Origin of the sequence: Halomonas sp. AOP22-C1-8, assembly GCF_052378905.1 — a bacterium.
Taxonomy (GTDB): Bacteria; Pseudomonadota; Gammaproteobacteria; order Pseudomonadales; family Halomonadaceae; genus Vreelandella; species Vreelandella citrativorans.
Map to the genome: position 1 here is coordinate 54594 of NZ_JBQSYD010000010.1, position 20470 is coordinate 75063.

19 protein-coding genes are annotated in these 20470 nt (G+C 55.4%); 3 read left to right on the forward strand and 16 right to left on the reverse strand.

All coding sequences use genetic code 11. From position 1 onward, the window contains the following. Nucleotides 1–67: 67 nt before the first annotated feature. From ACT3TY_RS07475 to ACT3TY_RS07490, 4 genes are all read right to left on the reverse strand, one after another. On the reverse strand, nt 68–811 hold the full coding sequence (locus tag ACT3TY_RS07475) for a lysophospholipid acyltransferase family protein (RefSeq protein ID WP_087109011.1): 744 nt from the start codon (nt 809–811) through the stop codon (nt 68–70). After that, nucleotides 808–1698: a sugar nucleotide-binding protein gene (locus ACT3TY_RS07480; protein WP_193053663.1), complete on the reverse strand. Its 891-nt coding sequence runs from the start codon at nt 1696–1698 to the stop codon at nt 808–810. Before ACT3TY_RS07480 ends, ACT3TY_RS07475 begins: the two co-directional genes overlap by 4 nt. Before the next feature lie 51 nt (nt 1699–1749). Next, entirely contained in the window at nt 1750–2430 is a 681-nt protein-coding gene (locus tag ACT3TY_RS07485) for a single-stranded DNA-binding protein (RefSeq protein WP_193053664.1), read from the reverse strand. 102 nt (nt 2431–2532) lie between these two features. Next, the gene (locus ACT3TY_RS07490; protein ID WP_444627803.1) at nt 2533–3909 is read right to left on the reverse strand and encodes an MFS transporter; all 1377 of its coding nucleotides are present in this window, start codon (nt 3907–3909) and stop codon (nt 2533–2535) included. Nucleotides 3910–4078: 169 nt separating this feature from the next. Here ACT3TY_RS07490 and uvrA point away from each other — a divergent pair, with 169 nt between their 5' ends. The 3 genes from uvrA (at nt 4079) to ACT3TY_RS07505 (ending at nt 8514) form a co-directional block, all read left to right on the forward strand. Next, on the forward strand, nt 4079–6922 hold the full coding sequence (gene uvrA / locus ACT3TY_RS07495) for an excinuclease ABC subunit UvrA (protein WP_444627804.1): 2844 nt from the start codon (nt 4079–4081) through the stop codon (nt 6920–6922). A gap of 171 nt (nt 6923–7093) precedes the next feature. Then, nucleotides 7094–7837, forward strand: a complete 744-nt coding sequence (locus ACT3TY_RS07500; RefSeq protein WP_193053666.1) for a Crp/Fnr family transcriptional regulator — start codon at nt 7094–7096, stop codon at nt 7835–7837. A 131-nt stretch (nt 7838–7968) separates the two neighbouring features. Beyond that, nucleotides 7969–8514 carry a hypothetical protein gene (locus ACT3TY_RS07505; RefSeq protein WP_193053667.1) on the forward strand — a complete coding sequence of 182 codons (546 nt, stop codon included), beginning with the start codon at nt 7969–7971 and terminating at the stop codon, nt 8512–8514. Here the strand turns inward: ACT3TY_RS07505 and ACT3TY_RS07510 are convergent. From ACT3TY_RS07510 to ACT3TY_RS07565, 12 genes are all read right to left on the reverse strand, one after another. Next, a complete protein-coding gene (locus ACT3TY_RS07510) occupies nt 8491–8682 on the reverse strand; it encodes a hypothetical protein (protein WP_193053668.1) in 192 nt (63 codons plus the stop codon). The two genes, ACT3TY_RS07505 and ACT3TY_RS07510, sit on opposite strands and share 24 nt — an antisense overlap. A gap of 23 nt (nt 8683–8705) precedes the next feature. Beyond that, nucleotides 8706–9377, reverse strand: a complete 672-nt coding sequence (locus ACT3TY_RS07515; RefSeq protein WP_444627805.1) for an OmpA/MotB family protein — start codon at nt 9375–9377, stop codon at nt 8706–8708. 4 nt (nt 9378–9381) lie between these two features. Continuing rightward, nucleotides 9382–10200 carry a motility protein A gene (locus ACT3TY_RS07520; RefSeq protein WP_087109028.1) on the reverse strand — a complete coding sequence of 273 codons (819 nt, stop codon included), beginning with the start codon at nt 10198–10200 and terminating at the stop codon, nt 9382–9384. 43 nt (nt 10201–10243) lie between these two features. Beyond that, nucleotides 10244–10945, reverse strand: a complete 702-nt coding sequence (locus tag ACT3TY_RS07525) for an RNA polymerase sigma factor FliA (RefSeq protein WP_087109031.1) — start codon at nt 10943–10945, stop codon at nt 10244–10246. Nucleotides 10946–10971: 26 nt separating this feature from the next. Further along, nucleotides 10972–11373: a flagellar protein FlhE gene (locus ACT3TY_RS07530; protein ID WP_193053670.1), complete on the reverse strand. Its 402-nt coding sequence runs from the start codon at nt 11371–11373 to the stop codon at nt 10972–10974. A gap of 16 nt (nt 11374–11389) precedes the next feature. After that, nucleotides 11390–11968: a hypothetical protein gene (locus ACT3TY_RS07535; protein WP_193053671.1), complete on the reverse strand. Its 579-nt coding sequence runs from the start codon at nt 11966–11968 to the stop codon at nt 11390–11392. Then, a complete protein-coding gene (gene flhF, locus ACT3TY_RS07540; protein WP_193053672.1) occupies nt 11965–14142 on the reverse strand; it encodes a flagellar biosynthesis protein FlhF in 2178 nt (725 codons plus the stop codon). The genes ACT3TY_RS07535 and flhF overlap by 4 nt, the downstream gene beginning before the upstream one ends. A gap of 54 nt (nt 14143–14196) precedes the next feature. Further along, nucleotides 14197–16278 (reverse strand): flagellar biosynthesis protein FlhA, encoded by a 2082-nt coding sequence (gene flhA, locus ACT3TY_RS07545; RefSeq protein WP_444627806.1) that lies wholly within the window; start codon nt 16276–16278, stop codon nt 14197–14199. After that, entirely contained in the window at nt 16275–17441 is a 1167-nt protein-coding gene (flhB, locus tag ACT3TY_RS07550; protein WP_087109039.1) for a flagellar biosynthesis protein FlhB, read from the reverse strand. Before flhB ends, flhA begins: the two co-directional genes overlap by 4 nt. 116 nt (nt 17442–17557) lie before the next feature. Beyond that, complete coding sequence (cheZ, locus tag ACT3TY_RS07555) at nt 17558–18253, reverse strand: protein phosphatase CheZ (protein WP_193053675.1); 696 nt, start codon at nt 18251–18253, stop codon at nt 17558–17560. 42 nt (nt 18254–18295) lie between these two features. Continuing rightward, nucleotides 18296–18685 (reverse strand): chemotaxis response regulator CheY, encoded by a 390-nt coding sequence (gene cheY / locus ACT3TY_RS07560; RefSeq protein WP_192527285.1) that lies wholly within the window; start codon nt 18683–18685, stop codon nt 18296–18298. 50 nt (nt 18686–18735) lie between these two features. Further along, nucleotides 18736–20433, reverse strand: a complete 1698-nt coding sequence (locus tag ACT3TY_RS07565) for a methyl-accepting chemotaxis protein (protein ID WP_444627807.1) — start codon at nt 20431–20433, stop codon at nt 18736–18738. Between the last annotated feature and the right edge of the window lie 37 nt (nt 20434–20470).

Genomic DNA, 20470 nt, shown 5'->3' on the forward strand with positions numbered 1-20470 from the left:
ATCAAGGCGCCGTTTTTGCTGTTAGCGTTTGCCGTTATTCATTGCGAGCTATCCGCCCTGTATCGGCTCAGGATCTTTGGCTAGTCGACGGGCGCGGCACCTCTGAAATCTCCTGCAACTGCGCCTCTATCCAGGCTTCAACGTCGGCCAGTACCTCATCAGGTGTGCGCCCTTCGGTCTCAATTGGCGGACCAATGCGTACCCGCAGCACCCCAGGCTGCTTCACCCAGTGGCGCCCAGGCCAGCGTTCGCCTGCGTTATGTGCGATTGGTAGCACCGGCACACCCGCGCGGCAAGCCACCACGCTGCCGCTCTTGTTATAGCGCTTACGCACACCGGGGTCGACTCGCGTTCCTTCCGGGAAAATCAGCACTGAAAGACCCGTTCCTAGCCGCTCCACACCTTGCGTCAGCACCTGTTTCAAGGCACGCGCGGGCTTGGAACGGTCCAGGCTAATCGGTTTTAGCAGGCGCAATCCCCAGCCAAAAATCGGGATATGCAGAAGCTCCTGCTTAAGCACCGTGCATACCGGCGGCTTCATGACTTGAAGAAAAACCGTTTCCCACTCGCACTGATGGTTCGCCTGAATCACACAAGGCCCATCCGGAATACGCTCGCGCCCCTGAATATCGTAGCGAACCCCACAGGCTAGTTGAAACCAGGCCACTAAAAAGTGGTTATACAGGTTCAACAGCCGGTAGCGGCCTGCCAACGGTAAAAAAGGGGCGATGGGTAGAAACAGCACGCCAATAATCAGCATGGCAAGAAAGTACCCGGCATAAAACACCAGGCTACGAACCACATTGGTCAAACGGACTCTCCTGTACTAGCGTCTTGCTGGCCATCACGCGTTAAACACCAGGCATCCAGCATACGCCCCACCTCTAGCCGCCACGGCTTTTGATGCACACCAAAGACATCCAGCACCCGGCGACAATTTAAAACACGCCGCAGTTTTGCATCGTGATGATGATTAAGGGCCGTGACTTCGCCAAGCTCAATTTGCTCACCACGGCCTTCCAGATGCGTTGCCAACTGAGTACGCACCATGGAGCTAAACGTAAACACACTGACAGGTTCAGTGCCTGCCAAATGGTAGGCCCCCCACGCGTTGGCGCCACACGCCTGCTGCTGAAGCATGCCTACCAGTGCCATAGCGACCGCATCGGCTGACGTTGGGCAACACACGACATCTTCTGCGGCCCGCACACTTTGCCCTGTCACCAGGCTATCCAGCATTTCATTCAACCAGGCGTGGCTACCTTCAAGCGCAAACAAGGGACCCAGACGAATGATCAGATGGTGATGGTGCTCGGCCCGAATACGGTCACCCGTGGCAACCAGACGCCGCAAACACTCATCACGCGGAGTAGGTACTACGTGCTCGTCGATAGGCTCATCAAAGCCATCCTCATAGAGCTGGTCTGAAACACACCACACCAGCGGCACCGACTGCGCAAGACATGCCTCCAGGCAGCTGTCAACCGCGTCGGCATGTGCGCCTACCTCGGCGGGTGTCATGTTCAGCGGCTGCGCCAGCGCTGGAATAACCACCGCATCCGGGGCAATCTCGTGTAACTGCGCCGCCGTTATGGTGGTGTCCTGCTCAATCACCAGCTCCATATCCGCACGACGGCTTACTTCCCGGGCCAGTGCCAAACTTAAGCAGTGCCCGGAATTCAGTATTAGCAGTTTCAAGACAGACCCCTTCTATCAACGAACATAGCGTAATGGGCTTGATCAGCCGCTTTAGAACGGGATTTCGTCGTCGAAATCGTCAAAGCTACCCGGATCAGGCGCGCCATAGTTGCTGTTCTGTTGGCCTTGCTGAGGGGCAGCATTTCCCTGGTGAGCGGGCTGGGCCTGCTGGGGCGCAGGTTGGGGGCGAGGAGCCTGCTGACCACCCTGCTGAGGATTGCCCTGGCCCTGGTTGCCCGGGTTGTTATTGCCATACCCTTGGCCGCCAAAGTTATTGCCCTGTGGAGCACCACCTTGCTGGGGATATCCCCCTTGAGGCGCCGCGCCTTGAGCCATGCCGCCCTGGTTACCAGGGTAATTATTCTGCGATGCACCGCCACCCTGGAAGTCGCCGGAACGGCCATCCAGCATCTGCATATCGTTGGCAACGATTTCAGTGCTGTAACGATCCTGGCCGTTTTGATCCTGCCATTTACGGGTTTGCAAGCGCCCTTCGATATAGACCTTGGAGCCTTTTTTCAAATACTGCTGGGCAATTTCAGCCGTCTTATTAAACAGCACGATCCGGTGCCACTCAGTACGCTCCTGGCGCTGGCCGCTTTGGCGGTCCATCCACGTATCAGAGGTGGCCAGATTCAAGTTGGCCACTGCCGTACCGCTGGGCGTAAAGCGCACCTCAGGATCTTGCCCGAGGTTACCGATCAGAATCACTTTGTTGATACCGCGAGCCATAAGGCGCTCCTTCCATTGTGTTACGTATAGATAAACATCGACACGATCATGCCTACACTGCCGATACCACTGATTATTGCCTGCGGCTGGCAGCCAGCCGCATTAGGATTTGGGGGGAATCAGCCTGGCCAGTGCCGCCCTATCAAGCTGCTGACGATTCACTTTTAAATAGACCAGATGTTCTTCGGGCACCAGCATGACATCTTCGACGCCCACAACCTCTGCCAGCCGCTCCATCAATACATCCAGCGTATCTGGCGGCGCGTCATTTAAGTCCACCACCTCGCTGGAGAGCGGCGGTGGTGAGGGCATTTTCCACATCGCAAGCCACCATAGCAGAGCCAGTGCTGCACAGCCGATAAAAACGGCATCAAGGCCCCACACATTCGCCAATAGTCCTCCCAGCGTACCGCCCAGAAAAGCCCCTAAAAACTGGCTTGTAGAGTACACGCCCATGGCGGTGCCTTTAGCGCCAGCGGGAGCAAGCTTACTGAGCATTGATGGCAGCGTCGCTTCCAGCAGATTAAAACCGGTAAAGAAAATAAACAGCCCAACAAACAGCCAGTGCCCATGAGAGAACGACGACCCAAGCCCGCCCAGGCTTACCGTAATGGCGCCAATAGCCAACAGGCATACGACTTTAATCTGCTGCTTTTTCTCGGCCACTATCATGAGCGGCACCATGGCAACAAATGAAAGCCCCATAATGCCCAGGTACGCCAAACCGTGATGCGCCAGCGGTATGCCGGCTTCCTGCAACCGAAAGGGCACCGCGACAAAAATAGCCATCAGCACCAGATGCAGTGTAAAAATCGACAGGTCCAGACGCCACAGATCAGGGCGCATAATCACACTTTTAACCTGCTGACGATCCATCCCCACATCACGGTGGCGCAGCCGCCGAGGAGCGGGCGGCACCCAGCGCCACAGAACGACTAGCCCTAAAAGGGTTAGCAGCGCGGTAAACCAGAACACGCCGGAAAGCCCCGCCCATGAGGCAAGCCAAGGGCCCACGACCATGGCAATACCAAACGAGATGCCAATCGACAGCCCGATGGTCGCCATTGCCGCCGTACGCACCTGTTCGCGCGTTTGGTCGGCAAGCAGTGCCATGATGGCCGCCGCCACCGCACCACCGCCCTGCAAGGCTCGCCCAATAATAACCCCTCCGATGGAGTCGGCCATCGCGGCCACCACACTGCCTATGGCGAAAACAAGCAGCCCAAAGGCGATAACCCGTTTACGCCCAATGCGGTCGGACAGCCAACCAAAGGGGATTTGCAGTATGGCCTGGGTAAGCCCATAAACACCTAATGCAAAGCCCACCAGCAAGGGTGTCGCCCCTTCAAGCGCGTCGGCATACAGCGCCAGCACCGGCAACACCATGAAAAGCCCCAACATACGAGACGCATAAAGCCCAGCCAAGCCGCTGATTGCACGACGCTCAGAGGCCATTAGCAGTGCGGAAACCTTGCGCATAATGCCCTTGTGTATGGTGGATAAGGTAATTTTCTCGGAGAACCCCCCATTCTAGCGGTTTGCAACCACGCTGGAAACGCCGTCCTGCGTTAACGGATAACAAAGCGTTTTTGCCGAGAGGGGGTGGCAAACGTATAATTACTTTTTTGCCGCGCGAGTCGAGGTGTTGATGGACAGCATTCTGGTCAGGGGTGCACGCACCCACAACCTCAAGCAGATCGATGTGGAACTGCCCCGCGACAAGCTGATTGTGATTACCGGCCTATCCGGTTCGGGAAAATCGTCGCTGGCGTTCGATACGCTGTATGCCGAAGGGCAGCGACGCTATGTAGAGTCGCTCTCTACCTATGCGCGCCAGTTCCTGTCGATGATGGAGAAACCCGATGTGGATCACATCGCGGGACTTTCGCCTGCAATCTCCATTGAGCAGAAATCCACCTCTCACAACCCGCGCTCAACCGTGGGTACCATCACCGAAATATACGACTATCTGCGCTTGCTGTTTGCCCGTGCGGGCACCCCGCGCTGCCCAGAACACGGCGAAGAGCTTGAAGCCCAAACCATTTCACAGATGGTCGACCAGGTAATGAATCTGGCCGAGGGCACCAAGCTGATGCTGTTGGCGCCTGTGGTTAAAGGCCGCAAGGGAGAACACTTGCAGCTGCTTGCCGAGCTTCGCGCTCAAGGGTTTGTGCGTGCGTTAATCGACGGTCAAGTGCTGGAGCTTGACGATATCGCACCGCTGGATAAACGTAAAAAGCACGATATCAGCGTTGTGGTTGATCGTTTCAAAGTGCGCGACGATATCGCCCAGCGCCTGGCAGAATCTTTTGAGACGGCCATCAATCTCGCCGATGGCACCGCCATGATTCATTTTATGGACGGTGAGCAGGAAGACATGGCGTTTTCATCACGCTTTGCCTGCCCGGTCTGCGGCTATTCGCTGTCAGAACTTGAACCTCGCATGTTCTCGTTCAACAACCCTGCGGGAGCCTGCCCGAGCTGTGATGGTTTGGGCATACAGCAGTATTTCGACCCTGAAAAGCTGATTAGCCATCCTGAGCTCTCGTTAGCAGAAGGCGTCATTAAAGGCTGGGATCGGCGCAATATTTATTATTTCACTCAGTTACAAGCGCTCGCCAAGCACTATCAGTTTGAGCTGGAAACGCCCTGGAAAGATTTGGCGCGTCACGAACGTGACATCATTCTTAGCGGCAGCGGTGATGAACAGATTCCCTTTGCCTATGTAGGCGACCGGGGGCGCAAGGTCACTCGCGAGCATGCCTTTGAGGGTGTGCTGCCCAATATGCAGCGCCGTTATCGGGAAACCGAGTCCAACATGGTGCGCGAAGACCTGGCCAAGTACATCGCCCTGCAGCCCTGCGCCACGTGTCACGGTACGCGATTGCGCAAAGAGTCGCGTCATGTGTTTGTGGATGACCGTAATATCGCCGACGTAGTGCGCACACCGATTGGCGAGGCGCAGCGTTACTTTGCAACGCTTAGCCTGCCTGGCCGCAAAGGTGAAATTGCCGACAAAATTGTTCACGAGATCCAGGCCCGCCTGGAGTTTCTGGTTAACGTGGGGCTTGATTACCTGAACCTTGAGCGTAGCGCCGACACCCTTTCCGGCGGCGAAGCCCAGCGGATTCGCCTGGCAAGCCAGATTGGCGCGGGGTTGGTGGGTGTCATGTACATTCTTGATGAACCCTCCATTGGCTTGCACCAGCGCGACAACGACCGGCTATTAAAGACCCTGGAGCGCCTGCGCGACTTGGGCAACACCGTGATTGTGGTAGAGCATGACGAAGATGCCATTCGCGCCGCTGACCACGTATTGGACATTGGCCCAGGCGCCGGTGTGCACGGTGGCGAGATTGTCGCCCAGGGCACGCCTCAGGACGTTATGGACAACCCCAACTCGCTGACCGGCCAGTACTTAACCGGCACCCGCGAGATCAGCGTGCCGCCCTACCGTATTCCCGGCAACCCCGAAAAACAGCTGGTGCTACGCGGTGCCACTGGCAATAACCTGCAGGATGTAACGCTCAGCCTGCCACTGGGGCTGTTCATTGCAATTACCGGCGTATCCGGGTCGGGTAAATCCACACTGATCAACGGCACGCTAATGCCGATTGCCGCGCGGGAGCTGAATCGCGCAACAACCTTGACGGCTGCGCCTTACGAGAAAATCGAAGGGCTCGATCAGCTTGATAAAGTGATCGATATTGATCAAAGCCCAATTGGCCGCACACCACGCTCCAACCCCGCCACCTATACCGGCATTTTCACACCTATCCGTGAGCTGTTTGCCGGTACCCAGGAAGCTCGCTCGCGTGGCTACAAGCCAGGCCGCTTTAGCTTCAACGTTAAGGGCGGGCGCTGCGAGGCGTGCCAGGGCGAAGGCATGATTAAGGTCGAGATGCACTTTTTGCCGGATATCTATGTGCCGTGTGACGTTTGTAAAGGCAAGCGCTATAACCGCGAGACGTTGGATATCCACTACAAGGGTAAAACGATCCACGAAGTGTTGGAGATGACGGTTGAGGATGCGCTTGAGTTCTTTAGCCCGGTACCGGCGATCGCGCGCCGCCTGCAAACGTTACTGGATGTAGGGCTTTCCTACATCCGCTTGGGCCAGAGCGCCACCACACTGTCAGGTGGCGAGGCGCAGCGGGTCAAACTTGCTCGTGAGCTTGCCAAACGTGACACCGGCAAGACGCTGTATATCCTGGATGAACCTACAACCGGGCTTCATTTTGAAGATATTCGTCAGCTACTGACCGTATTGCATCGTTTGCGCGACCACGGCAATACCATCGTGGTCATCGAGCACAACCTGGATGTGATCAAGACGGCTGACTGGATTGTCGACCTGGGCCCGGAAGGCGGTTCCGGCGGCGGGCAAATCATCGCCGAAGGCACGCCGGAACAGATCGTCAAGCAGCACGTTTCACATACCGGACGCTTTCTCTCTCCGCTACTTGAACGCGGCAACCGCGCCGCTTCGTAATCGGGCGTTTCAGGGTGGGCATGCGCCCACCCTGAACGTGATTTTATGCCATAATTTAGCCGATTCGCCCCTGTATCAAGGTCATCGGGCAGTGCAGTGCGCGATTAATTGCTTATCGTCATTCGCCAAATAACTTGATATTTGTTAGGCAACACTCATGGAGATCAAGCTGTGAGCGAAGATCAAAGCTGCATTCTTCACCACTTCAGCCACTACTGCTCATTAAGCACGGCAGATAAAGCCCTGTTAGCGTCCCTGGAAGAGAGCCCTACGGATATCACAGCGGGCTCACTGCTATGGGAACTCGGTGATCCGGCTGGCGAATTTTGCACCTTGAAAAGTGGTTGGGCCTACTCCTATCGCCACCTTGAAAACGGTGATCGACAGATTCTGGAAATTTATTTGCCTGGCGATATTATTGGCCTGCGTGAGTTCGCGTTTTCGCAACGTCTGGAAAGTGTTCGCATGATTACCGATGGCGTAATCTGTCATTTTCCGCACAAACGCCTGCTTGACGTATTTCGTCAGTCGGTGCCACTAACCTCGGTGGTATTTGCGATCACCAGCCGTCACCAGGCACTGCTCACCGAACGACTAGTAACGCTTGCCCGACGCAGTGCTCGGCAAAAAACAGCGCACTTCCTGTACGAAATGTATTTGAGACTGCGCCAGACCAATAGCCATACCGACGGGCAGCTTCGACTCCCGCTCTCTCAAGAGCAGCTAGCTGACATTCTGGGCTTAAGCCCTGTACATGTTAGCCGCACCTTTAGCTTGCTGAGCGAAGAAGGTCTGGTATTTCGTGATCGTCACAACGTTACGATTCCTGATCTTCAAGCACTGGCGGCAGTCGGCGAGTTTGATGACTGTTATCTTAATGACGACGTTAGGCCATTATTCGAACTTTCTGCCTAGTGGCCATTACCACTACCATTACCACGTGCTGCCACGGGCGGTAGTGGTTTATAGAAAGCACCCGGCGCCTTTGCTGCGGGCAAACCCGTCATAAACGCTGGGCTTTTCTTACCCAACCTTGATGTGCTGACATGACACCCTATTCAACAGCCTTGGCAAGCGCCACCCTTCTACTTATTGCACCGTTAACACAGGCGGCGAACTTTAATATGGAGGACATACAGTCGCATGGCCAGTGGCAATCAATGGCGTTAACGCTGGGTAATGAGCACCACTTTCGCGCCGTTGAAACCCATAGTTATTCCGACGCGACACTCAGCCTGAATGCCACCCAAAACGTGTGTGATTTACCGTGGCTTGAAGTGCGTGTCACGCTGGAGGAGCAGCAAGGCGAAAGTAAAACCGTCAACCTGGTGCCGACCCGGCTGCGTATCGATGAGCAGCCCGCGGTCGATACCATGGCAGAATTCATCACCGAGCGAGGCGATAACGGCTTTTACGTACACTTTTATCTTGCTGATATGCAGACGCTAATGCACCAGATGGAACAAGGCGAGCAACTTTTCCTGGGGTTTGATCGAGGCGAACAGCCCCCCTGGTACATGACGTTTCAGCTTGAAGGCGCCGATCAAGCGATTGAGCGCATGCAAACGCTATGTGAAACCGCGTCGCCCTGAAAGTCGCTGGATTAAACGCGTCCCCAGCAATTGGGTTAACGTTACCGATTGGCGTGAGAGTCCCATCAGCGCGGCCAGATTTGTACTGGTCGCCTGGATGCGCCGACGATCGACATCAAGCACCAACAGGGCAGCATACGACTGCAGCAGAAGGGGATGCTTAGGCACAACCCCAGCCTTGAGCAGTCCACTCACCCTTCTGGCTGTTGTCGTAACAACAGTTCAACGCGCCGGTTAGCAGCTCGCCCTTCAGGTGTTGCGTTGCTTTCCATAGGTTGAGTATCCGCATAACCAACGGCCCGCATGCGAGAAATAGCGATGCCCTGACCTTCCAGATGGCGCATAACGGCAATCGCACGTCCGGCGGAAAGCTCCCAGTTGGAAGGGAACCGAGTGGTAGCAATAGGAAGATTGTCAGTGTGTCCTTCAACGGAAACCTGACCATCAAAGGCCGCTAACACATCAATAAGGCTTTCTATCACATCCTGGCCTAGAGAGGTTAGCACTGCCTCGCCACTGGGAAATAAAAGGCTATCATCAATGCGTAGCGTTACGCCCTCCTGGCCCTGCGATACGCTGACGCCGGGAATATCCAATGCCGCCATCTGGGGCTGCAACCCGCTATGGCGCGGGTGAATACCGGTGGCAAGCGTTGCCAAGGGCAGTGAGCTAATCACGCTGGCCATGGACGCTTCCTCACCCTCAAGTGCTTCATTACCACCGGGGGGAGCCAAAGCCAGCAACAAAACAAACAGCGTAATCAGCAGGGTGAGCACGTCCAGATAACTGGTCAGCCAGCTCTCATCGCTTTCACCCTGCCCGGCGGGAAGCTCCAGCGCATGGCGCGTATTGTTATCCAGCATCGCCTTAGCCCTTTGCCGTCGCGCTTGGTGTATCAGGCCGGGGCTTTATAGTGGCATCGCGAATCTCATCGTTATAGTTGGCGATAAATGAATTGAGCGTTTCCTCAATAAAAGAGGGCAGGCGGCGCTTGGTGATCAGTGAAATACCTTCCAGCACCATGTTCATGGTAATCAGGCGCTCTTCTGTACGTCGTTCTAGCTTCACCGCGATGGGTTTAAACACCAGATTCGCCAGCAAAATACCGTAGAAGGTGGTGAGCAGCGCCACCGCCATACGGGGGCCAATGACATCCAGGTCACCGGCATCCATGACTTCCAGCATATTAACCAATCCCACCAGCGTGCCAATCATGCCAAACGCTGGCGCATAGGTCGCCATGGTGCGAAAAATCTGGGCTTCTGCGTGCTCGCGAGCCTTGAGCCGGGCAATCCGCCAACGCAGCATGTCGAAGATCTCATCTTCTTTGGTATTGGCAATGACTAACTGAATACCGGTACGTAAAAACGGATTGCGCGTATGCTCCAACTCTTGTTCGACTGCACGCACATCGCCTTTAAACCATAGCCGGGACATGGCGACCAGCTCGTTGATATCGTCGCGTATATAGGTATTTTCACGCCGAAAGACAAGCCCTACCAAGCGTACAACGCGTAACACCTCTTTTAGCGGATAGCTTATAAAAGTAGCGGCCAGAGTACCGGTTATAACAATCGCCAGGCCCGGCAGATTGATAAAACTTTCAGGGGACTCCGCAGTAAAGAACAGCACGCTTACTAGCAGCAGCATACTGGCGAATATACCTATCAACGTGGACGGGTTCATCAACGGCTCCTCGCCGGTTATTGTGAGTTAACGTATCGGTTGTTTAGGCTGAATCATGCAACCGGGCACGCAGACGGCTAATGGCTTGGCTATGCAACTGAGACACACGCGACTCGGTCACGCCCAGCACGGCGCCCACTTCTTTTAAATTCAGCTCTTCCTGGTAATAAAGTGCCATGAGCAGTTTCTCGCGCTCTGGCAACGCCTCAATGGCAGCAACCAATGTTTGGCGCTGCTGCTCATCCAGCAGCTTTTCAAACGGCAAGTTGCTCACATCAAAACTTACCGGCTCACCACCATCGGCAACCAACTCTTCAAACGGCAATAGCTGACCGCTATTGGTGTCGTTGAGCAGCTGTTGGTAATCACCCAGCGGCATCTCAAGCGCCAAGGCAATTTCACTCTCTTCCGGCGAGCGCCCGAGCTGCTGCTCTAGCCGCCGGATCGCGTCGTCCACAGCGCGCGCAGCGCGGCGCACGCTGCGTGGCAACCAATCCCGCGTACGCAGTTCATCGACCATCGCCCCACGGATACGCTGGCTGGCAAACGTCGCAAAGCTGGCACCATGAGCGGCATCAAAACGGCCCAGTGCTTCTAAAAGCCCTACCGTGCCCGCCTGAATAAGATCATCAAGTTCAATACTGGCTGGCAACCTGACCTGCAGTGTTAAGGCATGACGTCTTACCAGTGGCATGTATTGTGTGAATAGCTCGCCTTGCTTGATTCTGCCTTGTGCTGTGTACATCTTTTTGCCTCGCGGCTATACAACTTTTACTGATAGTTCACAATGACTTGCAGACCCTGAACACGAACAGGCCGCTGTCCAGGCAGTAACTTAAAACGAAACTGCAAAGGAGCACTTACCTGCCTTCCCGCCAGCTCGGTGACCGTTCCGCGCCCTCCCGAGAGAGCCACACACTGCTCCGGATGGCATAGCCATGCGTTGATAGCGCTGCCCGGCGGCGCCTCAAGCTGCCAGTGTATCCGATCAATCACACGATTGTGCACCTGTACAGAATCGGGTGGCGTCATTGACTGGCTACGGGTTTCCCGGTCACTCATGGCCACCATCACGCCCGGCACCGAGGTGCTCCAGCTGCCCGCCGCCTGAGCGCTACCGATGAGACCTATCAACCCGCAAACACCCATCATCTTGAATAGCTTGCTTAACATGTCGAATATTTCCTTATCAGCGCGCCAGCACCAGAAGATCGATGGCCAAATAGTGGCTAGCGGCTTCACGCAAGTTTTCCAACAAGCCTTGGCGCGACAAAGAGGGCTCGTGCAGTGCCAATAATCGGCGCGGCCCGCCATTGTCACGCGCCTGGCGAAGTAGCCGGTACATCTCGGCAAATGCGTCCGCATCGCTGTTAACCCAGAGCGCCCAACGCGCATGCCGAGCACTTAGCTGAGCCAGATCAGGCGCATTAACGCTAACCGCCTGTATATCCCAATCGTCAGGTGATCCTGCCCAGTGACGGCCCAGCGCAGACCATTGAGCCAGGCGATGTTGAGCCTGTTTGACAGCCTGCGCGCCCTGCCCTGGCAAACCAATAATATACAAGGGCTTTTTAGGTCGCGAAGGGGCTTTCGCAACCGGCTGCTCGTCAATCGTGGGGGTGGGCGAAACAGCACCTGGCGCGGGCGCAGGCGCTTCGCTCATCACCTCCATATCACTTGCCAACGGCGCATCAGGCTGGCTGGGTGCCTGCTTCTGACGCTGGCTGTCGGCCCATTGGCGCAAGCCCGCCGCCTGATCCTGACTCATACATTCACCTCTCGGCTAACGCTGCCCAATTGGCGAATGGCGTCGCGCGCCATAAAGGCGTACATCAACGCATCCAGCATGGCCGTATCGCGGCGTTTTCGGCGCGTGCCCAACAGGCTGAGTAGATCGCTACGCAGACTGGACGCCTCATCATCATCCGCGTTATCCAAATGCCCGACCACTGACGCGACGCCGCTGGCTAACAGTAGACGTACTTCTGGATCCACGTCCCCGCTATCGGCCTCTTTAAACTGCTGCAACGCGCGTTTGGTGAGCGCTGCCAGGCCCTCACTTTGCAGCTGAATGACCAGTTGGAAAAGTACATCGGCGCCTAAACGAGCCGGCGTCAACCAGTAGCGCCGGGCAACGACCTTGGCACTTTCGGGGTCACGAACCTCCCCATACCACGCAAGCAGTACACTGCCCGCCTCATTTTGCACTTCGGCATAGGCGGTCCATAACTGCATGGATTGGCCACGAAACCGCACGCTGACATGATGGCTGAGCGTGCTTTGTTCAAATAGTCCACGTAGCGCAGAACGCTCGCCATGAAAGTATACACGCTGTGCGGATGTCACAAGGCTGACCCAAGTCAGCTGTTGCTCATTCAGCCACTGCACGGTTTCTGCCGGAGGCAGCACGGGCAATAGATGCACCGTGGCGCCCGCCTCCATTCGTGTCTCAAGCCTGGCCTGCCAACCCGCAGGTTGGCGATGTTGAAGCATGGGGACGGCATGCCAAGCGCCCCGTTCGTCCATGCTGATATCCGGCATCGACCAATCACAGCCACGCTCGTTACGGCGTGCCGCCCACACCACACCAGGGGCGGGTAACGCGTGCGGCAACAGACGAGTAAGCTGCGCGCTCTGTAGCTCGCTCGGCAAAGCGCTAACATCCCACATGGCTTCCAGCGTGGCGAAGCCTGCCAAACGCTGGCGCAGCCGCGTCAGTAGTAGCGACAGCCTCCGCCCTTGGCCAAGCACATCTCGCGACCAGCGAGGCATGCTAGCCGGTGCCGTGAAGCCAGGCTGCGGCGCTGCTTTCGCCTGGCTTTCCAACGCCTGGTTGATCAGCGCATCCGGCAGCGCCACGCTCATATCTTCGGGCACTTGCTGCCCATGAGAGCTAAACAGCACGCGCATACCATGACGGATAACAATATCCAGCACGGGGGCTAGTCGGCCGGCTTCATCCTGCTTGGTAATAATACAGTCATCAAGCTCAGCGCCTGCCGCCCGCGCGGCCTGACGATAACGCAGCACGACTTCTTCCAGGGTTTCTGGCTGGCTAGCCGCGTTCAACAGCAGTACCAGCCTTACCGTGGAACTTCCGCCCTGCAAATGAGCAATTTGATCAATAACACGCTGGTCACGCTGGCTCATCCCAACCGTATCAATCATGACCCACTGCTTGCCGTGAAGGCGGCCCAGCAGATCATCGACCGGCTGCTCAGCATCAAGGGCGTACATGGGGGTATCCAACAGGCGTGCGTAAATCCTGAGCTGCTCATGGGCGCCGATACGAAAGCTATCCGTGGTGACCAGCGCGACAGGGCGTGTGCCATGTCGCATCACAAAGCGCGCCGCAAGCTTTGCGGTGGTCGTGGTTTTGCCTATTCCGGTAGGACCGACCAAGGCGACGATGCCCGTTTGGTCAAAAAAACTGGCCTCGTCATTTAACACATGAAGCCTGCTTGTCAGCTGCTGGCGCAGCCAATCAAGCGGTTGCTCACTTTCAGGGCCAAGCGCTTTCAATGATGCTGGCAGACCCGCGAGTACTTCATCGCCAAGCTCGGCGCTAAAGCCAACTCGCGTCAACAACTGAGAAAGCCGCGCGCGCGTATCGGAGGCTTGTTGCACCGACTCGGCGGGCCGAGGCGCCTGCTGGCTCGTTACCTGTTGGTTAGTTAAAAGCGCGCGCATATCTTGCATTTCACGCAGTAGGCGCTCACTCATGGCCTGAAGAGGGTCCGTCGCTGTAGCGGGTTCTACCGTACTTGCGGTTACCTCTAACGCGGCGTCGACAGGCTCGACAGCCTCATCGGCCATCGCCATGATTTCAACGCCGTCATCAGTACGGCGGTTCGCCAAAATTAGCGCATCATCTCCCAGCGTTTCACGCACCTGGCGCATGACATCACGACTGTTTGCTCCCGTAAAACGCCTAACGCTCATGTCTTACCTTTTGTTTGTACACATAGCTGACACGTTCGCTGCTTGCGGTCATGGTTAGCGGCCACCCACTGTGGTGGTCACACGCAGCGTGCGGTCATCCGGAATTTCTGCTTGTGACATGACCACAAGATGCCGCAAACGACGGCGCAAAAAGCGTGATAGCACGCCACGCAGCGAGTGCTGAACCACCAATACCGGTGCCTCCCCGCTACTTTCATGCTGCTCCAGAGCCTGCTGCGCCTGATCCATCAAGGTTTCAGCCAAGCCTGGCTCCATCGCGCCATTCCCGTTCATCGCCTGTATCAGTACCTGCTCCAGTTGGGCATCCAGCCCCATCACATTGAGGGTTTCCTGTCCGGCAAACCACTGCTGCGTAATGGCCCGGCCTAATGCAATACGCACCAGCGCGGTAAGCTCATTAGGATCTTTTTGCTGACCGGCATGCTCTGCCAGGGTGTCCAGAATCGTGCGCATGTCACGAATAGACACATCCTCTTCCAGCAGATTCTGCAAAATACGTTGCAGAATGGTCAGAGAAATTGCCTTGGGCACTACTTCTTCTACCAGTGATTTCTGCTCTTCGCCCAGCTTGTCGAGCAGCTTCTGGACCTCCTGGCGGCCCAGCATTTCGGGTGAATGTCGATGTAGCAAATGATTAAGGTGAGTCGCAATAACGGTACTGGCATCGACCACAGTATAGCCATACACCTGGGCGTGCTCACGCTGATTGGTGTCGATCCAAACCGCGGGTAAACCAAAGGCAGGGTCGTGAGTGGCAGTCCCTTGCAGTTCCCCAGAGACCTGCCCCGGGTCAATGGCGAGCCACTTGCCTGTCTGCGCTTCGGCGCGACCTATTTCAGCGCCTTTCATGGAGAGCACGTAGGTATTAGGCGGCAGTTCCAGGTTGTCGCGGATATGCACCACCGGTGGCAGGAAACCGACCTCCTGAGCAAACTTTTTACGCACGCTTTTAATACGCCCCAGAAGCTCGCCTTTTTGGCGGGCATCGACCAGTGGGATTAAACGATGGCCCACTTCAAGTCCAAGGGTATCGACCAGATGGACATCTTCCCAGCTGGCCTCAGGGGTTTCCTGGGTAATGGGTGCTTCTGTAGCGATTTCCTCTTTCACTTGGACTTTCTGATTGTGACGCATCAAGAGCCAAGCCAAACCACCCAGCAGTGCGGTAAAAAACAGAAAGACAAAGTTCGGCATGCCCGGCACCAGACCCAGCAGGCCCATAACCGCAGCTGCCAGAACCATCACCTGAGGGTTCACGAACAGCTGGCTGATCATTTGCTGACCAACATCCTGCTCGGTATTAACGCGCGATACCGTTACACCAGCCGCGGTGGAAATGACCAGCGCCGGAATCTGGGCAACCAGGCCGTCGCCAATCGTTAGCAGCGTATACGTACGGCCCGCATCGGCGAAGCTCATATCGTGCTGCATCATACCAATCAACAGGCCACCAATAATATTAACCACCATGATGACCAGGCCCGCCATGGCATCACCGCGTACAAATTTACTGGCACCGTCCATCGAGCCATAAAAGTCGGCTTCCTGGGCGACTTCTGAACGACGCTTTTTGGCTTCTTCTTCACCAATCAAGCCAGCATTTAAATCGGCATCAATGGCCATCTGCTTGCCAGGCATTGCATCCAGCGTAAAACGTGCGCCGACCTCAGCAATTCGCCCAGCGCCCTTGGTGATCACCATGAAATTGATAATGACCAGTATCAAGAAGACCACTAGGCCAACGGCAAAATTACCCCCTACCAGAAAGGTACCAAACGCTTCGATGACCTTACCGGCCGATGCGCCGCCCGCGTAGCCATCCATCAATACTACCCGCGTTGAGGCGACGTTAAGCGAAAGACGCAGTAGCGTGGTAAATAGCAAAACAGCAGGAAACGCAGCAAAATCCAAAGGCTTTTCGGCAAACATGCTGACCAACAACACCATGATGGCCAAGGCGATGTTAAAGGTGAACAGCATATCCAGCGCAAAGGGCGGCAAGGGCAGGATCATCATGCCCAAAATCATTAAAATCAGCACCGGCCCGGCAAGCAGCTTCATGCGTACCTCGCCCATCCAGCCACGCTGAGAGACCAGTTGGTTTAAACCTTTCATGGCGGTGCCTCATTGCCACTGGCCTGACGGCCAGGGGTTTGCATTTCCGGGGGTACCGGCAGATTATCGGGAGTTGGGGGCACCTCGCCTCCTTGTTGTCCAACATGCTTTAAGCGGTAAGCCCACGCCATCACTTCTGCCACCGCTGTATAAAGCTCGGCAGGCACTTCGGCCTCTAGATCCACATGATGATAAAGGGCGCGCGCCAGCGGTGCAGCCTCCAAGCGAGGAACGCCTGCCTCTATGCCCAGCTCGCGTATTTTTGCCGCAACGGCATCCGCCCCTTTGGCCACCAGTCGCGGTGCTCCCATGCTGCCCTCTTGATACATCAAGGCCACGGCATAATGCGTTGGGTTGGTAATAATAACGTCGGCCTCTGGCACCTTGCTCATCATTCTACCCCGAGCCATCGTCTGCTGCTGTTGACGAATGCGTCCTTTAACATGGGGGTCACCTTCTGACTCTTTATGCTCGCGCTTCACCTCTTCTTTACTCATGCGCAGCTTCTTGGCGTTACTCCACAGCTGAAAAGGTACATCGATAAGAATGACGATCATTAGCGACAGTACGACCAAACCAGCCGCCTGGGCCGCCATATTAAGCGCACTGACCAGTGCTTGATGCACGGGCTGATCCATTAGCGCTAAAAACTTACCCAGGTTGAGATACAAAAACGTCCCGGCCACGCTACCCACCAGCACCGACTTGGCAATCGCTTTCGCCAGCTCAATCAACGCTTGGGTCGAAAATATCCGCTTAACCCCTGCGATAGGGTTTAGCTTGGAGAGCTTGGGCTGCATGGACTTTGCGGATATCAGCCACCCCCCCAGTAAGGCAGGAGCCGTTAACGCAATGACCGCCAGCAGTAGAAATAGCGGCATCATGGTAAACAGCGTCCGCTGCCCCAGGTTTAGCGCATTGACCAGCATGGGCATCTCTTCCATGGCTTGGCGCCGGTCAAACATGAAAGCCTGCTCCATGACCATTCCCAACTGGTCATAAAAAATCTGCCCCATGCCCCATAACCCACCGACACCGCCCAGCAGCAGCAAAAACGTGGTTAGCTCACGCGACCGAGGTACCTGCCCCTCTTCACGCGCTTTGCTTTTGCGCCTGGGCGTGGCCTCTTCGGTCTTTTCCTGATCGCTATCGTTATCTGCCATGCTACATCCGGCTTAGCGTGCGTGGCGCACCATAAAGTCAGCCGCCCCAAGGGACGGCTGAACAAAACGCTTATATTGCCAGATACGGCTTTTTACAATGCTCTAATAACGCCGCATTAAAAGCCCAATTCGTCCAATAAGTCGTCCACCTGATCCTGACCAGTGACGATATCGGGCGCACTCTCCTTGATTTGCGGGCCGTTCAACAAATCCTCTTTACGTCGTGCACTGTCGTTTTTCCACTGATCTTCGGCCTTGCGCTGCATCGATTCGCGTACCTGAGCACCCGGTACGTTGTCGATCAGCACCTGAACAAGCTGATATTCGATCTCGCGGATCACGTCCATCATTTTCTTGATCACCTGACCGGTCAGATCCTGGAAGTCCTGAGCCATCATGATTTCAAGAAGCTCTTTACTCGTCGCCGCCGTCATCGTAGGTACATCGCTTAAGTAGCTGCGCGTATCCTTAACGAGCGCCTTGGCATCTTCCAGATCCTTGGGCGCTTCAAACCACTCAGCCCACTGCTTATCAAGCCCTTCGGCACGCTCAGAGAGTTCATCCTGAAGTGGCTGAGCACGATCAATCGCATTCAATGCGCGGTCGGCTGCCTGCTCGGTCATCGTGGCAACATAGTGCAGCCGATCTCGCGCATCAGGAATGGCTTCAGCCGCTTTTTCGATCTCTTTATCCAATCCCAGCTCGCGCATATTATCGCGTAGCATGCGAGTAAGCTTGCCGATGCGATGAATTAGCTCTTCAGCGCCTTCCTCGGATAGCGGGCTAGAGTCGATCTGCTCATTCTGACTCATGGTATTATCTCCTCGCTCACCAGGCCCTTCGGCCCAGCCGCTTTATTTACCCATTTTTTCGAAGATTTTATTAAGCTTCTCTTCAAGGGTAGCCGCGGTAAATGGCTTAACGACGTAGCCGTTAGCACCCGCTTGAGCGGCCGCGATAATATTTTCTTTCTTGGCTTCTGCCGTTACCATCAATACCGGCAAATGCTTCAAGCCGTCATCCTGACGAATTTCCTTGAGCATTTCCAAACCGTCCAGGTTAGGCATATTCCAGTCAGAGACAACAAATTCAAAATTACCTGCACGCAGCTTATTAAGCGCGTCCTGGCCATCTTCTGCTTCATCGACATTGGTAAAACCCAGCTCTTTAAGCAGGCTACGTACAATCCGGCGCATGGTAGGAAAGTCGTCGACTACCAAAAAGCTCATGTTCTTGTCGGCCATTGTTCATCCTCTTATCAATTCACGTCTTATGACGCGTTATATAGTCAGGGTTAAAAAGCTTCCCACTCTGCGTGGTCGCTGTGGTTTGGCGTTGATCGTGGCGCGGCGGCCGCCGGTAAACTTTTTTCCGCAGCGCGAGGCGGCGTAGAATTCGTTTGCTTAGGCAATGAAGTGCGCTGAGGCGTCTGAGATCCTAGCAACTTAAAGACGGCAACCGCCTGCTCTAACTGATTGGCCTGCTCTTCCAATGAGGCAGCAGCCGAGGAAGCTTCCTGGACAAGGGCAGCGTTTTGCTGGGTGACCTGATCCATCTGCCCAACCGCATGGCTCACCTGCTCAATGCCATCGCTTTGCTCCTGTGAAGCGGCCGATATCTCATCCATGATGTCAGTCACACGGCGCACGGCAGTGACAACGTCTGACATGGTAGAACCTGCTTGCTCCACGAGCGTTGAGCCTTGCTTAATCTGGCTCACCGAGGCATCAATTAGCGTTCTGATTTCCTTGGCAGCATCGGCACTACGACTAGCAAGGTTGCGCACTTCACCCGCCACCACCGCAAAGCCACGACCCTGTTCACCGGCACGTGCAGCCTCCACTGAGGCATTCAGTGCGAGGATATTGGTTTGAAACGCAATGGAGTCAATAACACTGGTGATATCGGCCACTTTTTGCGAACTTGTCGATATACCATGCATCGTTTGAACCACTTGGCTGACCACTTGGCCACCGTGCTCAGCGGTTGTCGAGGCATCTGCCGCCAGCGTGCTGGCTTGACGAGAGTTATCTGCGTTCTGCTTCACGGTGGCCGTCATCTCTTCCATGCTGGCTGCGGTTTCCTCAATGGCCGCCGCTTGCTGCTCAGTACGTGAGGAAAGGTCGGCATTGCCGCTAGCGATTTCCCGCGTACCATAGTGGATTTCAGAACTGCCCTCTCGGACCCGAGCAACAATCCCCGTCAGGTTTTGCTGCATGGTGGCCATCGCCGAAAACAGGCGACCAATCTCGTTATTGCCCGCCTCAGGTAGTGGTTGGGTAAGATCCGCTTCGGCAATTTTATTTAACCGTTTAACCGCATCGTTTAAGGGCGTCGTCACGGTGCGGCGTAAGCCAATATAAATGGCAAGCGTAACCAGCAACGCTATACCCAATGCAATGGTGCTAACCAGTTTAAAAAAGTTGCCTTGGGCGTGCGCCTCTTGGCCAATACCATCAACCCGCTGGAAGCCATACTCAACGAACGCCGTCGTGCTGGCTGCAAGGCTCATCAGCGGTTCACTTAACGCATCGCGCAGGTCGTTATAGGTATTCATATCCATCTGCTCAAAGCTTTCGTGCTGCTGCTTTACCAATGTCATAACGGCGCGAAAACTTTCGATTAACTCACTTCCTAACACTTCACCCTGCGGCGTACGAGGAGTCGCCACAAAGATCTCAAAACGCATCTCGGCACGCTCAATACGCTCGGCGGCAATCGCCAACTGCTCGTTGGTTTGGCTCATCTGGCCAACCATTAAGTAGTTTGAAGCCACCTCCATAGCCAGCATGGCCTGGTTGAGTAGCGAGTCGGCCCGATTAATCTCATTCAACTGATCGCTACTAATAAGGCCGTAAGTCGCCAGGTTTTCCTGTGATCGTTCCTCTGATAGAAAACTGATGCTCGCCAGCATGATAATCAGCATGGCAAAACACATTAATGCCGCCACAACGGCCGCATGGATACTCAGGTTGCGCAGTAAACGTGTCATTGGATCATCCCCTTCGCCAAGCATTTTTATAGTAAAA